This window comes from Helicobacter cynogastricus (assembly GCF_900197855.1).
GTDB classification, from domain to species: Bacteria; Campylobacterota; Campylobacteria; order Campylobacterales; family Helicobacteraceae; genus Helicobacter; species Helicobacter cynogastricus.
This window is the reverse complement of sequence record NZ_FZMQ01000015.1, coordinates 119,099-136,395: the sequence shown is the minus strand read 5'-3', so window position 1 is coordinate 136,395 and position 17,297 is coordinate 119,099. Positions and strand designations below refer to the sequence as shown.

The 17,297-nt window shown below is 46.0% G+C and carries 16 protein-coding genes; 8 read left to right on the top strand and 8 right to left on the bottom strand.

Annotated elements, in window-relative coordinates; all coding sequences use genetic code 11:
* Nucleotides 1–291 precede the first annotated feature (291 nt).
* From C6H00_RS07220 to C6H00_RS07205, 4 genes are all read left to right on the top strand, one after another.
* Nucleotides 292–1,641 carry a Na+/H+ antiporter NhaC family protein gene (locus C6H00_RS07220; protein ID WP_104750310.1) on the top strand — a complete coding sequence of 450 codons (1,350 nt, stop codon included), beginning with the start codon at nt 292–294 and terminating at the stop codon, nt 1,639–1,641.
* A 146-nt stretch (nt 1,642–1,787) separates the two neighbouring features.
* On the top strand, nt 1,788–2,420 hold the full coding sequence (locus C6H00_RS07215) for an LPP20 family lipoprotein (protein WP_104750398.1): 633 nt from the start codon (nt 1,788–1,790) through the stop codon (nt 2,418–2,420).
* A gap of 33 nt (nt 2,421–2,453) precedes the next feature.
* Nucleotides 2,454–3,059, top strand: coding sequence for an HP0838 family lipoprotein (locus C6H00_RS07210; RefSeq protein ID WP_104750309.1), 606 nt, complete (start codon nt 2,454–2,456; stop codon nt 3,057–3,059).
* A 3-nt stretch (nt 3,060–3,062) separates the two neighbouring features.
* The gene (locus C6H00_RS07205; protein ID WP_104750308.1) at nt 3,063–4,790 is read left to right on the top strand and encodes an OmpP1/FadL family transporter; all 1,728 of its coding nucleotides are present in this window, start codon (nt 3,063–3,065) and stop codon (nt 4,788–4,790) included.
* Between the two features lie 177 nt (nt 4,791–4,967).
* On the opposite strand, the gene C6H00_RS08585 is transcribed toward C6H00_RS07205, so the two are convergent.
* From C6H00_RS08585 to C6H00_RS09165, 3 genes are all read right to left on the bottom strand, one after another.
* On the bottom strand, nt 4,968–5,156 hold the full coding sequence (locus C6H00_RS08585; protein ID WP_158655757.1) for a hypothetical protein: 189 nt from the start codon (nt 5,154–5,156) through the stop codon (nt 4,968–4,970).
* A gap of 270 nt (nt 5,157–5,426) precedes the next feature.
* The gene (locus C6H00_RS09170; protein ID WP_104750305.1) at nt 5,427–5,735 is read right to left on the bottom strand and encodes a DNA methyltransferase; all 309 of its coding nucleotides are present in this window, start codon (nt 5,733–5,735) and stop codon (nt 5,427–5,429) included.
* A gap of 49 nt (nt 5,736–5,784) precedes the next feature.
* Complete coding sequence (locus C6H00_RS09165; RefSeq protein WP_104750304.1) at nt 5,785–6,009, bottom strand: hypothetical protein; 225 nt, start codon at nt 6,007–6,009, stop codon at nt 5,785–5,787.
* Nucleotides 6,010–6,144: 135 nt separating this feature from the next.
* On the opposite strand from C6H00_RS09165, the gene hsrA reads away from it, so the two are divergent.
* On the top strand, nt 6,145–6,825 hold the full coding sequence (gene hsrA / locus C6H00_RS07180) for a homeostatic response regulator transcription factor HsrA (RefSeq protein ID WP_104750303.1): 681 nt from the start codon (nt 6,145–6,147) through the stop codon (nt 6,823–6,825).
* A gap of 1 nt (nt 6,826) precedes the next feature.
* On the opposite strand, the gene C6H00_RS07175 is transcribed toward hsrA, so the two are convergent.
* The 5 genes from C6H00_RS07175 to tsaD all read right to left on the bottom strand — a co-directional run bounded on the left by C6H00_RS07175 (nt 6,827) and on the right by tsaD (nt 12,978).
* Nucleotides 6,827–7,174 (bottom strand): hypothetical protein, encoded by a 348-nt coding sequence (locus C6H00_RS07175; RefSeq protein WP_104750302.1) that lies wholly within the window; start codon nt 7,172–7,174, stop codon nt 6,827–6,829.
* The gene (gene dapE, locus C6H00_RS07170; protein WP_104750301.1) at nt 7,164–8,309 is read right to left on the bottom strand and encodes a succinyl-diaminopimelate desuccinylase; all 1,146 of its coding nucleotides are present in this window, start codon (nt 8,307–8,309) and stop codon (nt 7,164–7,166) included. The genes C6H00_RS07175 and dapE overlap by 11 nt, the downstream gene beginning before the upstream one ends.
* Nucleotides 8,306–10,186, bottom strand: a complete 1,881-nt coding sequence (mnmG, locus tag C6H00_RS07165; protein WP_199769217.1) for a tRNA uridine-5-carboxymethylaminomethyl(34) synthesis enzyme MnmG — start codon at nt 10,184–10,186, stop codon at nt 8,306–8,308. Before mnmG ends, dapE begins: the two co-directional genes overlap by 4 nt.
* 33 nt (nt 10,187–10,219) lie before the next feature.
* Complete coding sequence (locus C6H00_RS07160) at nt 10,220–11,818, bottom strand: methyl-accepting chemotaxis protein (RefSeq protein ID WP_104750299.1); 1,599 nt, start codon at nt 11,816–11,818, stop codon at nt 10,220–10,222.
* Between the two features lie 134 nt (nt 11,819–11,952).
* Entirely contained in the window at nt 11,953–12,978 is a 1,026-nt protein-coding gene (gene tsaD / locus C6H00_RS07150) for a tRNA (adenosine(37)-N6)-threonylcarbamoyltransferase complex transferase subunit TsaD (protein ID WP_104750298.1), read from the bottom strand.
* Nucleotides 12,979–13,026: 48 nt separating this feature from the next.
* Here tsaD and C6H00_RS07145 point away from each other — a divergent pair, with 48 nt between their 5' ends.
* From C6H00_RS07145 to hypE, 3 genes are read left to right on the top strand one after another with little or no spacing between them, the layout of a single operon-like run.
* Nucleotides 13,027–14,022, top strand: coding sequence for an agmatine deiminase family protein (locus C6H00_RS07145; protein WP_104750297.1), 996 nt, complete (start codon nt 13,027–13,029; stop codon nt 14,020–14,022).
* On the top strand, nt 14,022–16,247 hold the full coding sequence (hypF, locus tag C6H00_RS07140) for a carbamoyltransferase HypF (protein WP_104750296.1): 2,226 nt from the start codon (nt 14,022–14,024) through the stop codon (nt 16,245–16,247). Before C6H00_RS07145 ends, hypF begins: the two co-directional genes overlap by 1 nt.
* A complete protein-coding gene (hypE, locus tag C6H00_RS07135; RefSeq protein ID WP_104750295.1) occupies nt 16,229–17,218 on the top strand; it encodes a hydrogenase expression/formation protein HypE in 990 nt (329 codons plus the stop codon). The genes hypF and hypE overlap by 19 nt, the downstream gene beginning before the upstream one ends.
* Nucleotides 17,219–17,297: the final 79 nt, after the last annotated feature.

Sequence of the window (17,297 nt, the reverse complement as noted above, 5' to 3'; positions counted from 1 at the left end):
TTCTTAGGTATCCACTAAAATCGCCAGCTAATGGCGATGTCTTTTCTCTCATCTGCTTTTTGGCAATGTACACTATTGTTTTCTTCATATAGTTTTGTGCTATAATGCAAAACCTTGACTTTTTAAAAATGCGCTTGCTAGTATTAAGTCAGAGTTTGAGATTTAAAAAGGGTTTTTCATGGGGTCTTTTGTTGCGACACAGAGAGCTAGGCGTTTTTCCCTACATCTTAGCGATCTGATGTGTGTGGGTAGCCTTTTTTCTCATACCCATTCCGCACACAAAGGACACACATGCAGAAGTTTAAGCAGGAGACTTACCACGCCCAGCCTAGCGCATTAGGGCTTGTTCCTTTCTTTGTTTTTATCATTGTTTATTTAGGCACGGGGATTTACTTAGAGTTAGTCGGGGTAAAAATGGGTTTTTACCAACTCCCCGGGCCAGTGGCTGCTAGCGTGGGAGTGGCTAGCGCATTTTTACTTTTTAAAAGCGATCTCAATCAAAAGTTTGATGATTTTTTGGCTGGTTGTGGGGATAAAAATATCATGACCATGTGCGTAATCTATCTTTTAGCCGGAGCCTTTGCGGTTGTGAGCAAAAGTATGGGAGGAGTGGATTCCACGGTGAATTTAGGGTTGACCTACATTCCTGAGGAATATCTAGCGGCAGGCTTGTTTGTGATCGCTTCTTTCATTTCCACAGCGATTGGTACAAGCGTGGGCGCAATTGTTGCTCTAGGGCCCATTGCCGTAGGTTTGGCTGAACAAAGCGGGCTTTCTATGGCACTAGCTCTGGCTGCCGTGATGGGGGGGGCAATGTTTGGAGATAATCTTTCTATTATCTCGGACACCACGATTGCTAGCACACGCACCCAAGATGTAGCCATGAAAGATAAGTTTAAAATCAACCTCTACATTGCCTTGCCCGCAAGTGTGATTACAATTGTGTTGCTCTTGATCTATGGGCGACCAGAAAGTGTCGTGCCACTACATGCCCATGATTTTCAGTTTGTTAAAACTTTGCCCTACCTATTTGTATTGCTCTTGGCTTTGTTAGGATTAAATGTGTTTTTGGTCCTCTTTGTGGGGATTTTACTCTCTGGAGCGATTGGGCTGTATTATGGTCATTTCACGCTGTTAGGTTTTGGCAAGGAAATTTATAACGGCTTTTCGGGTATGCAGGAGATTTTTTTGCTCTCCTTATTGACCGGAGGGATTGCTTTTATGGTAACGCGTGAGGGGGGGGTAGCATGGGTTATCTCCAAGATTGAAAAACTCATCGTGGGGCCTAAAAGCGCGAAAATTGGGATTGCAGGTTTGGTGAGTGTGGTAGATTTAGCTGTAGCAAACAACACGGTGGCCATTGTGATTGTAGGCGAGATCACCAAGAGAATTAGCGTAAAATTTAGTGTAGACCGGCGTGAGAGCGCGGTGATCTTGGACATTTTTTCTTGTATCTTTCAAGGGCTGATTCCCTATGGGGCGCAAATGCTCATTCTACTTGGATTTACTAAGGGGAGTGTAGATTTTTTATCCGTACTTCCTTTGCTGTGGTATCAGGGACTACTAGGAGTTTTCACATTGCTGTATATTTTTTGGGGAACTTACAGCACATGGGTGTTAAAAAATTTGGCCAAAAAATAGGCCCTACACGCGATCCAAATCATGGTCAATCAAGTTTTCATGATGTTTTTATGTTATAATAGAAGATCAAATCATTTAAATAAAGGTGAGAGATGAAGCAAAAGGTGCGTGTGGGTCAGACTTGGCGTTTTGCCCCCCTGCTATGTATGAGCCTAGTGTTTGTGATAGCTGGGTGCGGATTTAAGCGAGCGGGAACGGCGCAACTTATTCCTCCCTCTGCTACAGGTTTGCAGGCCCCTATTTACCCTCCTACCACTTTTAATAGCACCAGTCGCCCTCCTATGCCACAAGGTTTTTCACCTAGGGGGATGACCAATTCTGCTCCTGTGGCACCTGCCCCTGCTACACCCACCCCAGAACCCCGCTTTGATAACTCAGCGCAGAGTGGAATCTCTAATAGTGCGGCTACTCCAGCAATGGTGCCCAATACTCCTATTCTCACTCCTACCAATGTCATTGAGTTGAGCGCAGTAGGCATGGGGGTTGCACCCGAGTCCACTATCTCACCCTCCCAAGCTCTGGCCTTAGCTAAACGCGCGGCTATTGTGGATGGCTACCGCCAGTTGGGCGAGAAAATGTATGGAATCAGAGTGAACGCCACTGACACGGTGAAGGACATGATTTTGCAAAACTCTGTGATTAAAACCAAAGTAAATGCCTTGATTCGCAATGCGGAAATCACAGAAACGATCTATAAAGATGGTTTATGTCAGGTAAGCATGGAGCTTAAATTAGATGGCCGCATTTGGTATAGCGTGTTCAATGCAGGGCGGGGCTAGATCGCTATAAGTGTTTTTGCGCAACGCTAGGGTATGGCTATTTTTTCTAAAACTTTCTTCATAGCCCTAATTTTGGGGCTCTTTTTTGTTGCTTGTGGACATAAAGCACCCAAGCCTAAAAAGGTTTCTAAGCACGAAAAGGTTTCTAAACCTAAAAAACTTTCTAAGCAAGAACAAGAGCAACAACGCAAAGCTCAAGAAGCAGAAGCGCGTAAAAAGGCCTTAGAGCAATTCAAGCTCATTTACATTTATACTCCCGTTTTCCGCTTTTATGATTATGGGACCATTGGGCATGACCTAGAAGGCAATGTCCAGCTTACCTTATATAAATTGAGTAAGAAGATAGGCACTATCACTATTAAAAAAGCTTATCTTTGTTTTTCTGGTACTTGTAGCCCTAAATGGACAGCCGCTAAAGATATGTTTGGTAGTGTAAGTTACGCTAACCTTTTTGATGATATTGTCTTAGGGCGCGATATTTTTAAAGGGGTTGGCAAGCGCATTGAGCCCAATGGAGATCTTATTCAACGCTTTGTGCAAAATGGGCAGGTAATTTATTACGAACGCAAACCGGGTAAAATTTTGTTTCAAAATATGAGTGCAAATATTGCGGTGGTGATCGAGCAATACCACCCTTGAACGATGCGTCTTTGGCTCAAATTTTTTTACGCTTGTCTGCCTATAGCTGTAGGAGCTAATGGATTTAAAGTTTCTGAACAAAGTTTAAATGGCACCGCTCTAGGTTCTGCTTATATTGCTGGGGCGCGTGGGGCAGATGCGAGCTACTATAACCCTGCTAATATGGGTTTTAACAACGATTGGGGTGAGAATCAAAGCGAGTTTGAAGTTACTAGCACGGTTATCAATATCCCCGCTTTTCAATTTATGGTACCTAGTACCAATCAAGGTCTCTATTCCATCACAAGCCTCAAAATTGACAAATCCAAAGAAAATATGCTTGCCATTGTCCAAGCTTTGGGTTTGGGAAGCTTGGCCTCAGACATAGGCAAAACTCTAATTACTGGTGGATTAAAGACGGTGATGAATCTTGTCCAAAATCTGCAAAATCTTACCAACCAAAAAGTTACCACGGTGGCCTCTTTTCCAAACAATCAGGTGGTGCGTGGTTGGACAGGCACAACTAATTTTGTGCTCCCTAAGTTTTTTTATAAGACCCGTACGCACAATGGCTTCACTTTTGGAGGAAGTTTTACCGCTCCCTCTGGACTGGGCATGAAATGGAATGGCTTGGGCGGAGAGTTTTTGCGAAATGTATTTATTATGATGGTGGAGCTTGCCCCTAGCATGAGCTACACACTGAATAACCGCTTTTCTGTAGGAGTGAGCGCGCGAGGATTGTATGCAACAGGGAGTTTTAATAACACCGTTTATGTCCCTTTGCACGGAGCTTCTGTGCTTACTGGAGATCAAATTTTGGGTTTGCCCAATAGTGTTTTTAGCCAACAAGTGCCCTCAAGCATGCGCGCACAACTTGCCAGCATTGGCGACACCGCAGCTGCTAACTGCAAGGCTGACATGGATCAAAACTCGCCACAATGTCAGGTTTTCTATAACCAACTTAAAATGGTGATGAAAAATAGTGGGTTGCAAGAGGCCATCTCTGATCTCTATGGCACTTCTCAGGTAGTACAACAGAGTAACGGGAGCGCGTGGAGCGGGGGTTATAAGATTGCTGCAAGCATGCGCGTTTTTAATAGCGGCATGTTTTCCATAGTTTATAATAGTAGCGCGACTTTTAACATGAAGGGTAGCTTGACTGCTTTAACCAAGCTAGGGCCTAGCCTAGGCAATGTGCTCACTAAGGGTAGTTTGAATATTAATGTTTCTTTGCCCCAAGTGATTAATATCGCCTATGCCCATGAGTTTTTCAAACACCATTTACGCGTAGAGGGTGTGTATGAACGCACCTTTTGGTCTCAAGGAAATAAATTCTTAGTAACTCCAGACTTTGCTAATGCCAGCTATCAAGGCATCGGAGGCACCGTGCAGTTTTTGAGCTCCTCTACGCTTAAAAAGATGGTAGGGCTCGCGGATTTTAATAGTGTGATGAACATGGGAGCAGGTTGGAGGGATACCAACACTTTTAGAATTGGCACAACTTACATGGGCAGAAACTTACGCCTAATGGGCGCATTGAGTTACGATCAAGCCCCTAGCCCTCAGGATGCCATCGGTATTCCCGACTCTAATGGCTACACGATCGCCTTTGGAGCAAAATATAATTTTAGAGGGTTTGATATTGGTTGGGGAGGGACTTTTACCTTTAAGAGTAACCGCAGAAGTTATTACCAATCTAATGATATTGGCCAACTGCGTATTTTTTCTGCCTCCTTAGGCTATCGTTGGTAGGCGTGTTTTTAGTAAGATTCATCAATAGTATTTAGAGCTAACTTAATTGCCACCTTTGAGGCATCGATACCAATTACTTGGCGACCATTAGTTAAGCCTGCCTGTAGAAAACCGTCTGAACCACAAAAGCAGTCCATGACAATGGAACTTTTAAAGAATATTGCCACACAATCATATCTAGCATGTCTGTATTTTTTGCGTGGGATAGATAGGCCGTTGGGAATCTTTGAAATAAGACCAAATATTTTGGATTTTATTGCCTTGATAGTCTTGAGCGTATTTTTTAATGCGCGGATTGTTATTTTTTGACCATTCAATAAGTCCTTGCCGATCTAACTCCTCTAATACATTTGGGAGACGCGCCAATGCTACCCTTTTGGAGGGAGTTTGCCTCGCCATAATTCCCCGTAGCCCCATTTTTTGTTTCTCCAGGGGCATAGCAGGGAATGGTAGTATAATGTCTGTCTTGCGTGTCCACCTTATTAAATCTTGCAGGTAATGTTTTTATAGGCTCTTTAATGTGGTTAAAAATATTGCATCCTCTCTTTTTAGCGTAAAAGTAGATGATGTATTTCACATTACCATAAGCTTTACACTTGAAATTTTTGAGGTTAGATTTGACTCGACTTATCTCATTTAAAAAATTATCTCTGCCAAAGTCTTTATCCAAAGCAGGCGCAAATAAGGTCCAGTTTTTATATCTGTGTGTACATATAAGGAGCCTTGTGAACTTAGTAGTTGCCAGATTAAGAAAAGTCTTTCATGCATAAATTCTAAATAACCTTCTAGGGATAAATGATTGCAATAGACTAAATGATCATGGACACTTTTACTGATAGTGGCGGTGCGTTCTTCAGAGTAAGTAAAGTTTTGACATGTGTTATAGGGTGGATCGATGTAGATTAAACCGATTTGATTTTGATATTCTCTTAAGAGTTTTGCCATCACCTCGCGATCATTTTAAGGTTACGACCAAGTGCTGAGAGGTCCCGCTTTAAATAAATGGCACAAGAATTTTTGAGAGGAAAAATTTCTTGTTGCAATAAAATTTGCAATAACTGCTCGGATTCAAGTTAGCATAAGCATAGCTAATTTCCTCAAGCACACGGGGAACTAGCGAGTGCCTCGTATTGGACGAAATGGGGTAAATTTTAAAAAGTCGATCCAAATAGTCTAGCTGGTCAGCTAATTGGACACTCTCCTGTGTCCAGTAATGCATTTAAAAACTCCTGCGAATCGATCATGTATTTTAGCCAATTCCCGTGTTTCTATATGTTATTTAAGCTGTTGTACATCGAAATCTGATTGTGCAAAATATGTTATAATTCTTTAAGTTTGACGACAAAGGATTGTGATGCGCATTTTATTAGTGGAACACGATGCTCACTTGAGCAAACAAATCAGTGTTTATTTGGGCGAAAAAGGTTTCCAGGTAGACACGGCTGAGAATTTGGAGGATGGGGAGTACTATATCAGTATCCGCAACTACGATCTCATCTTAGTCGGTCTAGAGCTCAGTGATGGGAGTGGGTTAAATCTCATCCCCTATGCTAAATCTAAACATCCTACCATTGTGAGTATTATGCTTACCAATAAGGCTTCTAGTGAGCAAGAGATTAAAGCCTTTAAAGAGGGCGTGGATGACTTTATTGTCAAGCCCTTTGATTTTGGCGTGCTGGCCGCTAGGATTGAGGCGCGTTTGCGCTTTTGGGGCTCTAGCATCATAGAGATTGAGGACTTAGTCATCAACCCTGATGAAGAGAAGATCATCTACAAGGGTAAAGAAATTGAGGTGAAGGGCAAACCCTTTGAAGTACTCACCCACCTAGCCCGTCATCGTGATCAAATCGTCTCTAAAGAGCAGTTGCTAGATGCGATTTGGGAAGAACCAGAACTGGTAACGCCCAATGTGATCGAAGTGGCGATCAATCAGATTCGCCAAAAAATGGACAAACCTTTAGGGATTTCCACGGTGGAAACCGTGCGCCGTAGGGGGTATCGCTTCTGCTACCCTAAGAGCGATTCAGATCAATAGCTCAAAAGATCAGCGTATCTTGACTGCCCAATAGAGATTGTAGTGCCTCACGGGCGTTGGTAAGACGCCCCAGCGCGATTCTGCCCTCAAAATGTTCTACGCAAGTTTGACAAGAAAGAATTTCTACCCCTAGTTTTTGCAAATTTTCTAAAGCCTGCAAGGCTTGGGGGTTTTCTAGGTGGGGGTTGTGTGTGCTCAAGAGCACTCCTCGATTTAAAAAAATCACTTGTTTGGGGAGCAAGTCTGTAGGCACTTCTGCTAGACTCTTCAAAAAGCCCACTAGAACTTGCGCACCCAAATCTCCCTCTCCAATTTTATCTGAACTAAAAACTACATGTTTATTTGCCATAGGCTTCCTTAATGATGAGTTGTAATAACGCCACAAAGACCCCTTGTAATTGTTGCAAATCCTGCAAGCAGACGCATTCATCTAGGGAATGGATATGGCTATTGAGCAAGCCAAATTCCACCACCTCCACCCCGCAAGCGGCAAAAAAACGCGCATCGCTCGTGCCTCCCTGCGTGTTTAAGCAAGGGGTGCGCTTTAAAATTTGGGCGATCGCGCTTTGAATATGCGCCACTAAGGGGCTATCTTGCGCGCTTAAAAAGGGGAGAGAATTTTGTTTGAGAGCGATATTGCAGGGGACTTTCTCTAAAACCACATCTAAAAAATGGGCCACATCCTCTAGGGCAACTTGGGGGGAATGGCGCACATTAAAGCAGATTTCTAGGGTTTGAGGGGTCATGTTGCTAGCTTCTGACACGCTCTTTAAGGAGGTGATCACCAGCCTAGAAGGCTCAAAATAGGCACTAGCCTTATCCAAATGCGCATCCGCGATGAGATTAAGCTTATCGGCAATAAGATTAATAGGGTTAAGACAGGTTTTAGGATAGGCGACATGCCCGGGAATGCCCTGCACGATGATCTTCCCTCCAATAGAGCCACGCCTCCCAATCTTAACACTATCTCCTAATGCCTGCATACATGTGGGTTCAGCCACAAGAGCATAATGAGGCAAAAGGTTTTTTTCTTGCAAAACTTCTAACATGTATTTAGTTCCAAAGCGCGCTTCGCCCTCCTCATCACTGGTGAGCAAAACTGAGAGCAACAGTGGAGGGGGGTTATCTGTCAACTGGTCGCAAACTGCACGCAACGCGCTTAAAAACGCCCCCACGCCCCCCTTCATATCTTGTGCGCCCCGCCCATATAACATATTATCCTTTATCACGCCCCCAAAGGGATCATGTTTCCAACCTTTTCCAGCAGGTACGACATCAATATGTCCCCCAAAGCAAAAATGCAGGGGTTCAAGGGTAGGATCGCCAAAGCGTTTGTAAAAAAAGACATTACTCACCCCATAGCAATCGGCGCGTAGCATTTTAAAATCGCCCAAAAAGGTGCAGACACACTCAAAAATCCCCTCTTCTTTGGGGGTGATGGTTGGGTAAGTGAGGAGTTTTTGGGTGAGCTCTACAACATTCATGGGAGCACCCCCTTTGCCTTTGCATGCAGATGTAAATAAAGTTGCAACACCTCCAGATTAGCCGGGGTGATTCCGCTAATATAAGAAGCCTCCAGCAAGGTTTGAGGGCGGTGTTTGCTAAGCTTTTCAATGGCTTCTAAACCTAGTCCGCGGATATGTTCAAAGTTAAAATCGGGAGGGATTTTAACCCCCCACATGCTCTGCATTTTGGCAATCGATTCGCTCTGCTTTTCAATATAGCTATGGTATTTGCAGGCGATCTTAACTTGCTCTAACGCCACGCTATCCAAGTCCTGCAAACATGCAAAAAAGGCGCGCAAGTTTTCTAAGCTAAAATCATCGCGCCCGGCCAAAAAGACTCCATTGCATTTATCGTGGATAGGGGCAAGGTTGAGGGCATGGAGTTGCGCTAAAGTCTGCTTATTAGGTGTGATCGTGGTGTGCTGGAGAGTGTGCATGGCTTGACTAATTTGATCTTGCTGACTTTGGAGCTCTTGATACTCTGACGCGCTCATTAAGCCCAAAGCGTGCGCGTGCGCGCCCAGTCTTAAGCGTGCGTTGTCCTCGCGCAACAACAAGCGGTATTCTGCGCGCGCGGTGAACATGCGGTAGGGCTCTTGCGTGCCCTTGCACACCAGATCGTCAATCATCACCCCAATATAGGCTTCATTGCGCGCGAGAATGAAGCTTTTTTGGCCTCTGAGCGCACACACGGCATTAATGCCTGCCATCAACCCTTGAGCGGCCGCCTCTTCATAGCCGGTCGTGCCATTGATTTGTCCGGCTAAATAGAGATTAGGGATTTTTTTGGTCTCTAAAGTGTGGTGTAATTCTGTGGGTTGGATAAAGTCGTACTCAATGGCGTAGCCATAGCGCGTGATCTGCGCGTTTTCTAGTCCCTTGATGGAGCAAATCACCTGTTCTTGAATTTCAAAGGGCAGAGAAGTGCTCAAGCCATTGACATAGTATTCGCTAGCAGAGCGGGTTTGGGGCTCTAAAAAAAGCTGGTGGCGTTCTTTGTCTTTGAAACGGCAAATCTTGTCCTCAATGCTAGGGCAATAGCGTGGGCCCACGCTTTCAATCTGCCCGCTAAACATGGGGGCTTTGTCTAAATTAGCTTCTATAATGGCATGGGTGTTGGGGTTGGTATAGGTGAGATAACAGGGAAGTTGGATGGGGTTAAAATTGTGGGTTCCATGGCTAAATTGAGGCGGTATAGGGTCGCCATAATGGGGCTCTAAAGCACTAAAATCAATGCTAGAGCCCGCCAATCTAGGACAAGTGCCCGTCTTAAGTCTGCCTACTTCCAGCCCCAACGCGCTTAAATGCTTAGAGAGTTTCACAGAGGCACTCTCTCCAAAACGCCCATTCTGACTTTGGTGCGTGCCAATGTGAACCAAACCTTGTAAAAAAGTGCCGGTGGTCAAAATAACTTTCTTGGCGTAGTATTTTTTGCCAATATTAGTTTGTACCCCCACTACAGCCCCCCCCTCTAATAAAAGCGTGTCTGCCATTTCTTGAGAAATGCTCAAATTAGGAGTTTGTAAGGCAAGATTGCGCGCCTCTATGCGGTAAGTGTCCATGTCAATTTGGGCGCGCGTGCCCCGCACAGCAGGCCCTTTAGAAGCGTTTAAGATTCTACATTGCAACGCGCTTTTATCGCTCAAAAACCCCATAACCCCCCCCAACGCGTCTATTTCTTTAACTAAGTGTCCCTTGCCCAGCCCTCCAATGGCCGGATTGCAACTAGCTAGCGCGATGTTGTCCACTAAGAGGGTGAGCATGTGCACACGCGCCCCCATCTTTGCCCCCACAAGAGCGGCCTCTAAGCCCGCGTGCCCTCCTCCCACGACCACAATATCCACTTCCATGAAAATCCCTTTTTTGGGCTTATTATACTCCAATACGCCCTAGACTTTGAATTTTCCAAACTCACTTTCCAATTCCTGATTTTTAGTTACTAGCTTTAAGCTATGCGCCTCTAACTGCTCGCGTACTCCTCTGACTTCATTAAAGATATTGAGGAAGTCTAAGGTAATTTGGTTGAGCTCTTCCATTTTGGCTACGACAATATCAGTCTGATCGCGGGTTTCTTGAGATTTATTTTTGGTGTTGTTGAGGTTTTGTGTGGCGTTTTGCGCATCTTTGATCAATAATGAAGTTTTCTCAGAGACTTCTTGCGACTGAGTGGCTACGCTTTGAATGCGCGTCCCCATGCTCTCAATACTCTGAGTAACCATATTCACCATCGCGGTAATATCCCCTAAGGATTTTTGTGTTTTGCTCGCCAAGTTGCGCACTTCATCAGCGACCACCGCAAACCCGCGCCCATGTTCGCCCGCGCGCGCGGCCTCTATGGCGGCGTTCAAGGCAAGTAAGTTCGTTTGATTGGCAATGTCGCCAATAATGGTGAGCACGCCCTTAATTTCATTGGCGTGGCTGATTAAAGTGCCGGATTCAGTGGCGATCTCTTGTTGGTTTTGTGCAGAGGCTAAAATCATATCCACTGAATTTTGGATTTTGCCTACAAACGCCCCCAAGATCACTCCGGTTTGATCTAAGTTTTCAATGGTATCTCCCAAATTCCCTTTGGCTAACTGCAAATTTTCGCTTACTTGATGGTTGATGTCTTTAAGATTTTCTACTGATTTGAGCTCTCGATCAGCTGCCTCATTAAGGGTAATGGTGGAGCTCTTAAGGGCTGTACCTATTTGGTTATTTTCCTCCACAATACTCTTACCAATTTTGACAATTGCCCCAATTTTGGCGATAAATTGATTGATAAGACCACATGCGACTCCGATTTCATCTTTAGATCGAATGGTAAGTGTTTTAGTGAGATCGGCTTCTTTGGAAGAGACTAAGTCTTGCGCCGTGTCTTTCAAATTATTTAAAGGACGAATGACATCTATGTGCACCACGGATGCGATGAGGATGATGATACCTGTAGAAATGGCTAACATCCAAGTGAGGGTTTTAGTGCTCAGCGTGTCTGCGTTGCGATGAATCTCTCCTAAGGAGAGCTTAACTTGCATCACTCCAATCATATCCCCCACCTTGTTATTAGTGTGGCAAGCAACACAACTCTTATCTCCTACTAAAGGTTGCAAGACGCGTACATGCTGTTCCCCATCTTTGCCATCTCTCACGCTTACTTCTTGTGGAGTGCTAGGGTTGTCAAAATATTTCACAATATCAGGGTCTGTAGTGAACGACTCATTGAGTCCAAAGAGCTGAATATCTCCCTTGCTTGGGTAGAATTTCATTTTAACCCCCGGGAGCTTGTTACTATCATCAATGGCTTTGTGAATAGCTTCAGTTGTTCCTACAGTGATAGCTTGCACAATTGTGTTAATGATAGAAGCGTTGATACTTTTTGCAACTGCACGGCCTTGCAGTTCTGTTAGGTGAGAATAATCCCGCTTGATCAGTATAAAAATGGAAAACACAAACGCACCCATCAAGACGAACATATAAAAAAAGGCACGCACTTGCAAAGTTATCCTCATGCAACTCCAATGTGTGTGTATTTTACAGCCTTTACAGCCTTTACAGCCTTTACAGCCTTTACAGCCTTTACAGCCTTTACAGCCTTTACAGCCTTTACAGCCTTTACAGCTATGAAAGTATAATGAAAAAAATTTTAAGTACGGATAATCTCAGTTTGAGCGTTAATATCCAAAGTATGGAGATTACTAAACTCTGCATTATGGTAACTCACAACCCCAGCACGCCCAATCATTGCTGCATTGTCCGCGCAAAACTCTAGGGGAGCTAAAAGCAGTTCTATACCAAATTCTGCGCATAAATTTTTCAATTGTGTGCGGATATAGACATTCGCGCTCACTCCCCCCACCAAACCTAAATGGCGTATCGAGGTATTTTGCAAATAGGCGCGCAGTTTGTGCAGTAAATGCGTGCAAGCGATCTTTTGAAATCCCGCACAGATACGCGCCTGCATTGTTTGGCTCAAGGGCTGTTCTTTGGACACGGCCAAACGCACGGCGTTTTTTAGCCCTGAAAAACTAAAAGCCAGCGCGCTTTTTTGCTTGAGAGGTAGGGGGAAGGGATATTCTTCGCCTGCAGGGCATAAACGCGCCAACTTTTCTACCACAGGACCGCCCGGATAGCCCAAGCCTAGCATGCGCGCCACTTTATCAAAACTCTCTCCTAAGCTATCGTCCAAGCTTTGGGCAATAATGCGCATGTCTGTTGGCGCGCGCGCTTCTATGATAAGAGTATGCCCCCCAGAAACCAGCAACACACTGAGAGGAAAGCGCGGGGTAGCTTGATTGATAAAAAGAGAGTAAAGATGCCCTTTGAGATGATCTATGCTAATAAGAGGCAGATTTAGACTGAGTGCTAGAGCCTTGCCCATCATCAAGCCCTCTAAAAGGGTAATAGCCAGCCCCGGGCGCGTGGTAAGAGCGATAGCCTTAAGCCGAGCAAAGGGGTTTGGATTCTCTTGGGCTAAAAACTCTTTAGCTCTTTGGAGCAAGAGGGGTAGGTTTTGGGCGTGCAAGCGTGAGGCCAACTCAGGCACGACACCCCCATGCGCGCTATGCTCTATCTCTTGAGAAATCTTGGCATGCCAGAGTAACTTAGCGTCCTCTAGGCGCGTGAGAGCGAGCGAACTATCATCACAACTACTTTCAATACTTAAAAGCATCTCTTATCTTTAGTGTATAATGCGCCCCATTATACTACAAGGGTGAAAATGGCACGATTTAAAGCAGAATGGGAAGAGCAGAGCGCGATTTTAATGGCATTTCCGCATGCCTCCAGCGACTGGGGCGCGTATTTGCACGAGGCGCGAGAGTGTTTTACACAGATCATCAACACCTTAGCGGGCTACCAGCGCGTTTTAGTCTGTGTGCACACCAGCGATAGCGGGGGACTGGACAAATTGACTCGCCTCAATAATGTTGAGGTGGTGCTACTAGACACTAATGACACTTGGGCGCGCGATTTTGGACCTTTATGCGTGGAGACTGCCGGGGTGCATTTTTACTTAAGCTTTGTCTTTAACGCATGGGGGAATAAATATCAAAGCAAGCTAGACAACGCCATTAGCATGAAACTCGCCCAAAAGGGGCTTTTGCGCCACCCCTTGCGCTTTGTAGATGTGGTTTTAGAGGGGGGGAGTTTAGAAGGAGATGGTGCAGGTACACTTTTAGCCAACCGCTATAGCTTGCTCAACTCTAATCGCAACCCAGATCCAGAAAAATCCATCGCTAGGATCAAACAAGAACTCAGCCTTTCACGCATTTTATGGATCGACACCCCGCCCTTAGTTGGAGATGACACAGATGGGCATATTGACACTCTTGCACGCTTTTTAGACAAAGAGAGCATCGCCTATGTAACCTGCACTGACCCCTACGATCCCCACTATGAGCCTCTTAAAGAAATGGAGCAAACTCTGCAGAGTTTTAGAACTCTGGAGAACAAAAACTATAAACTCATCCCCTTACCTCTGCCCAGTCCCAAATACTACCAAAACCAACGCCTGCCCGCCACTTACGCCAACTTTTTGTTTGCCAATAGCGGGGGGCAACGCGTACTCTTTGTACCAACCTATGACGATCCCCTAGATGCCCATATTTTAAAAACTCTAGAAAAACATACCCAAATAGAGGTCGTGGGTGTGGATTGTTCCTTTTTGATCCGCCAACATGGAAGTTTGCACTGCGCGACCATGCAACTTTATTAATGCGCCAAATTTGGGTGCGTGGGCAGGTGCAGGGGGTGGGTTTTAGACCCCTTGTGTATCAAATCGCTACGCAGCTGGGCGCGCGCGGGTTTGTGCGCAATGTGGGCGGAGCGGTGGAAATTGTCCTAGAAAAATCCCTAGAATCCGCCTTTTTAGCCCAACTGCACGCCAAACTCCCCCCACAAGCCCAAATTTTAGAACTCACCACCCAAGATATAGATATAAACGCGCCCCCTTTTGCTATCCAACCTAGTCTAAGCGCACCCCACAGCACAGACCCCCTACCCCTAGACAAGGCCACTTGTGTGCCGTGTTTGCAGGATACTTATGATCCAACTAGCCGTTTTTATGGCTATGCCTTCACCACCTGCGCGCATTGTGGCCCGCGCTTTAGCATGCTAGAAAATCTCCCCTTTGATCGCGCGCATACTTCCATGCGTGCCTTTGAGATGTGTCCAGAATGCGTGCGCGATTACCACGACCCACAGAGTCGGCGTTTCTTTGCTCAAGGGCTCTCCTGCCCCAAGTGTGCTATTAAGCTAAGTTTCCATACCCCCACAGGGATCAACACCACCGCCCCCCTACAAGCCTGCATAGAAGTTTTGCGCGCAGGGGGTGTGGTGGCGATCAAGGGAATCGGAGGGTTTGCGCTGGTAGGCGATGCGTGCGATTCTAAAGTCATACAGCGCATAAGAGAGATCAAAACACGCCCCTTTAAGCCTTTAAGTGTGATGGCGCGCGATTTGGACATGGCGCGCGATCTAGTTTATCTCAACCCCCTAGAGGAACAAATCCTACAAGCCAGCAGCGCGCCTATTTTAATTGCACGCGCTAAAGCCCCCCTAAATCCCCTCATTGCCCCAAACTTAGACACTTTGGGGTTGTGTTTGCCCTACACACCCTTACACCATTTGCTTTTGCAAGCCCTAGATCGCCCTCTCATTTTCACCAGTGCGAACTATAAGGGCGCGCCCATTTTCCATACTTTAGAGCAGGTGCGCACACTCGCCCTAGAGGGCATTTTAGATCATGCCCGCGCGATTGTCCACCCTATAGAAGATAGTGTCGTGCGTGTAAGTGGGGGGCGTGTTGGGGTGGTGCGCTTGGGGCGGGGGTTAGCCCCTTTGAGTCTGCCTAACGCAGACACGGCTTTACTCTGTGGTTTTGGGGCACAAAGCAAGGCTTCTGTATGTTTTGCCCAAGATTTTAGTCTTATAAGCCCGGAAATGGGCGCTCTGGAGAGTGTGGAGCATATTGAGCACTACCAACACGCTCTAAACTTCTACCACCATCTAAGAGGTACGCCCCAAGCCTGCGCTATTGACCTGCACCCAGGCTATATCTCTAGCCAACTAGGAGAAGAAAAAGCCTTAGAGTGGGGCGTGCAACTTAGCCAAGTGCAACACCATGAGGCGCATTTTCACGCTCTCTTAGGGGAATACACGCTCACACACCCCCCTAAAGCAGGGCAGAGGGTGATTAGCTGGATTGCTGATGGCTTTGGGTTGGGTTTGCAGGGGTGCTTATGGGGCTGTGAAGTTTATGAGGCATGCTATAAGGGTTTTTGGGATGTGCGCAGAATCTATAGCTTAGAACCCTTTGAGATTTTAGCCACCCCCAAAGCCCTTAAGGATAGTTCTTATTGCGCCTATGCCCTAGCGCGTGCGCACAATTTGCAAGCCCTTTTAGAGCGTGTCCCTATGCCACACCCAAAAATTATTAATCAAATGTTAGATGCGCATCTACAAACCCGATTAACCACCTCGCTAGGACGGCTTTTTGATGCGTTGGCGTGTTTTTGTGGAGTGGGGGGGCTTAACACTTATGAAGCCCAAAGTGCTGTGCAATTAGAGAGTTTGGCGCGCTCGCTAGAGAGTAATGCGCGCTATCCACTCGAATTAAAGCACGATCATATCAGCTATCACGCTCTGCTTACAGAGTTACAAACAGATATTTTAAAAGGACAAGAAGCTCTAAGCGCGCGCAAATTCCATAACGCCTTAGCCCACTTGGCTTTAGAGTTGCACACGCGCCACCACGCGCCCTTGCTTGTGGGGGGTGGGGTGTTTGCCAACGCGCTTTTGTGTGAGGAAATTCATAGGCTTTTGGGGAAGGGGGTCTTTTTCCCCAAAAAATTGCCCTTTGGAGATGGAGCGATCGCTTATGGGCAGGTGGAATATCTAAAAAATCAAGAGAGGAGGTGCGCATGCAACATGTCGCTTTGAGTTGTGGGAATGGAGGTAAAGAGAGTTTAGAGCTCATTGAAAAGGTGTTTAAGCCCTATTTACAGGAGTTTTTGAGTGCAGATGGTGAGGACGCAGGGGTGTTTGAGGCAGGTTTGTGCGCGCTAAGTACAGATAGCTTTGTGGTCGATCCACTCATCTTCCCCGGGGGGGATATTGGTAAATTGAGCGTGTGTGGAAGTGCCAATGATGTGTGCGTGCGTGGGGCGCGCCCAGAGTTTTTAAGCATGGGTTTTATCTTAGAAGAGGGGTTAGAGATCGCGCTTTTAAAGCAGATTTTAGCCTCCGTGCGTGCGCAGTTAGAACTAGGTGGACTTAAATTGCTCTCACTAGATACTAAGGTCGTGCCTAAGGGCTGTGTGGATAAAATCTTTATTAACACCACCGCGCTAGGGCGTGTGCTCTACCCGCATTTGAGCGCACGCAACCTCAGAGCGGGGCAAAGCGTGGTTGTGAGCGATTGCATCGGCGCGCATGGGGCCCTACTCTTTTCTTTGCGTCATGAAATCCAATTACATACTTTGCTACAAAGCGATTGCAAACAGCTCTTTAGTGTTTTAGAAGGAGTGTTAAATAGCTCTTATAAAATTTATGCCATTAGAGATGCCACACGCGGGGGGCTAGCTGCTGTGCTCAATGAATGGACTCTAGCCTCTGGTGTGGGGATCGAGCTAGAGGAGTCTAAAATCCCCATCTTGGAGGGAGTAGCTGGGGTGTGTGAGATTTTAGGGCTTGAGCCCTACGCTTTAGCCAATGAGGGAGTGTGTGTGCTCAGTGTTGCAGAAACAGACGCTTTAGAAGTGTGCGCGCTCCTTAAAAAGGGCGGAGCAAACCCGTCTGTCATTGGGCGCGTGGTAGAAACACGTCATCCTTGTGTGCATCTACTGAGCGCATGGGGTTCTAGGCGTTATTTAGAACTCCCTGAGGGGGAGCTATTGCCCCGTATTTGTTAGGCATACAAACAAAATCTTTGTTATAATTTTTTCTTATGGCGCACATGGTGGTCTGCTTTTGGGCTATTTGGCGTAATGG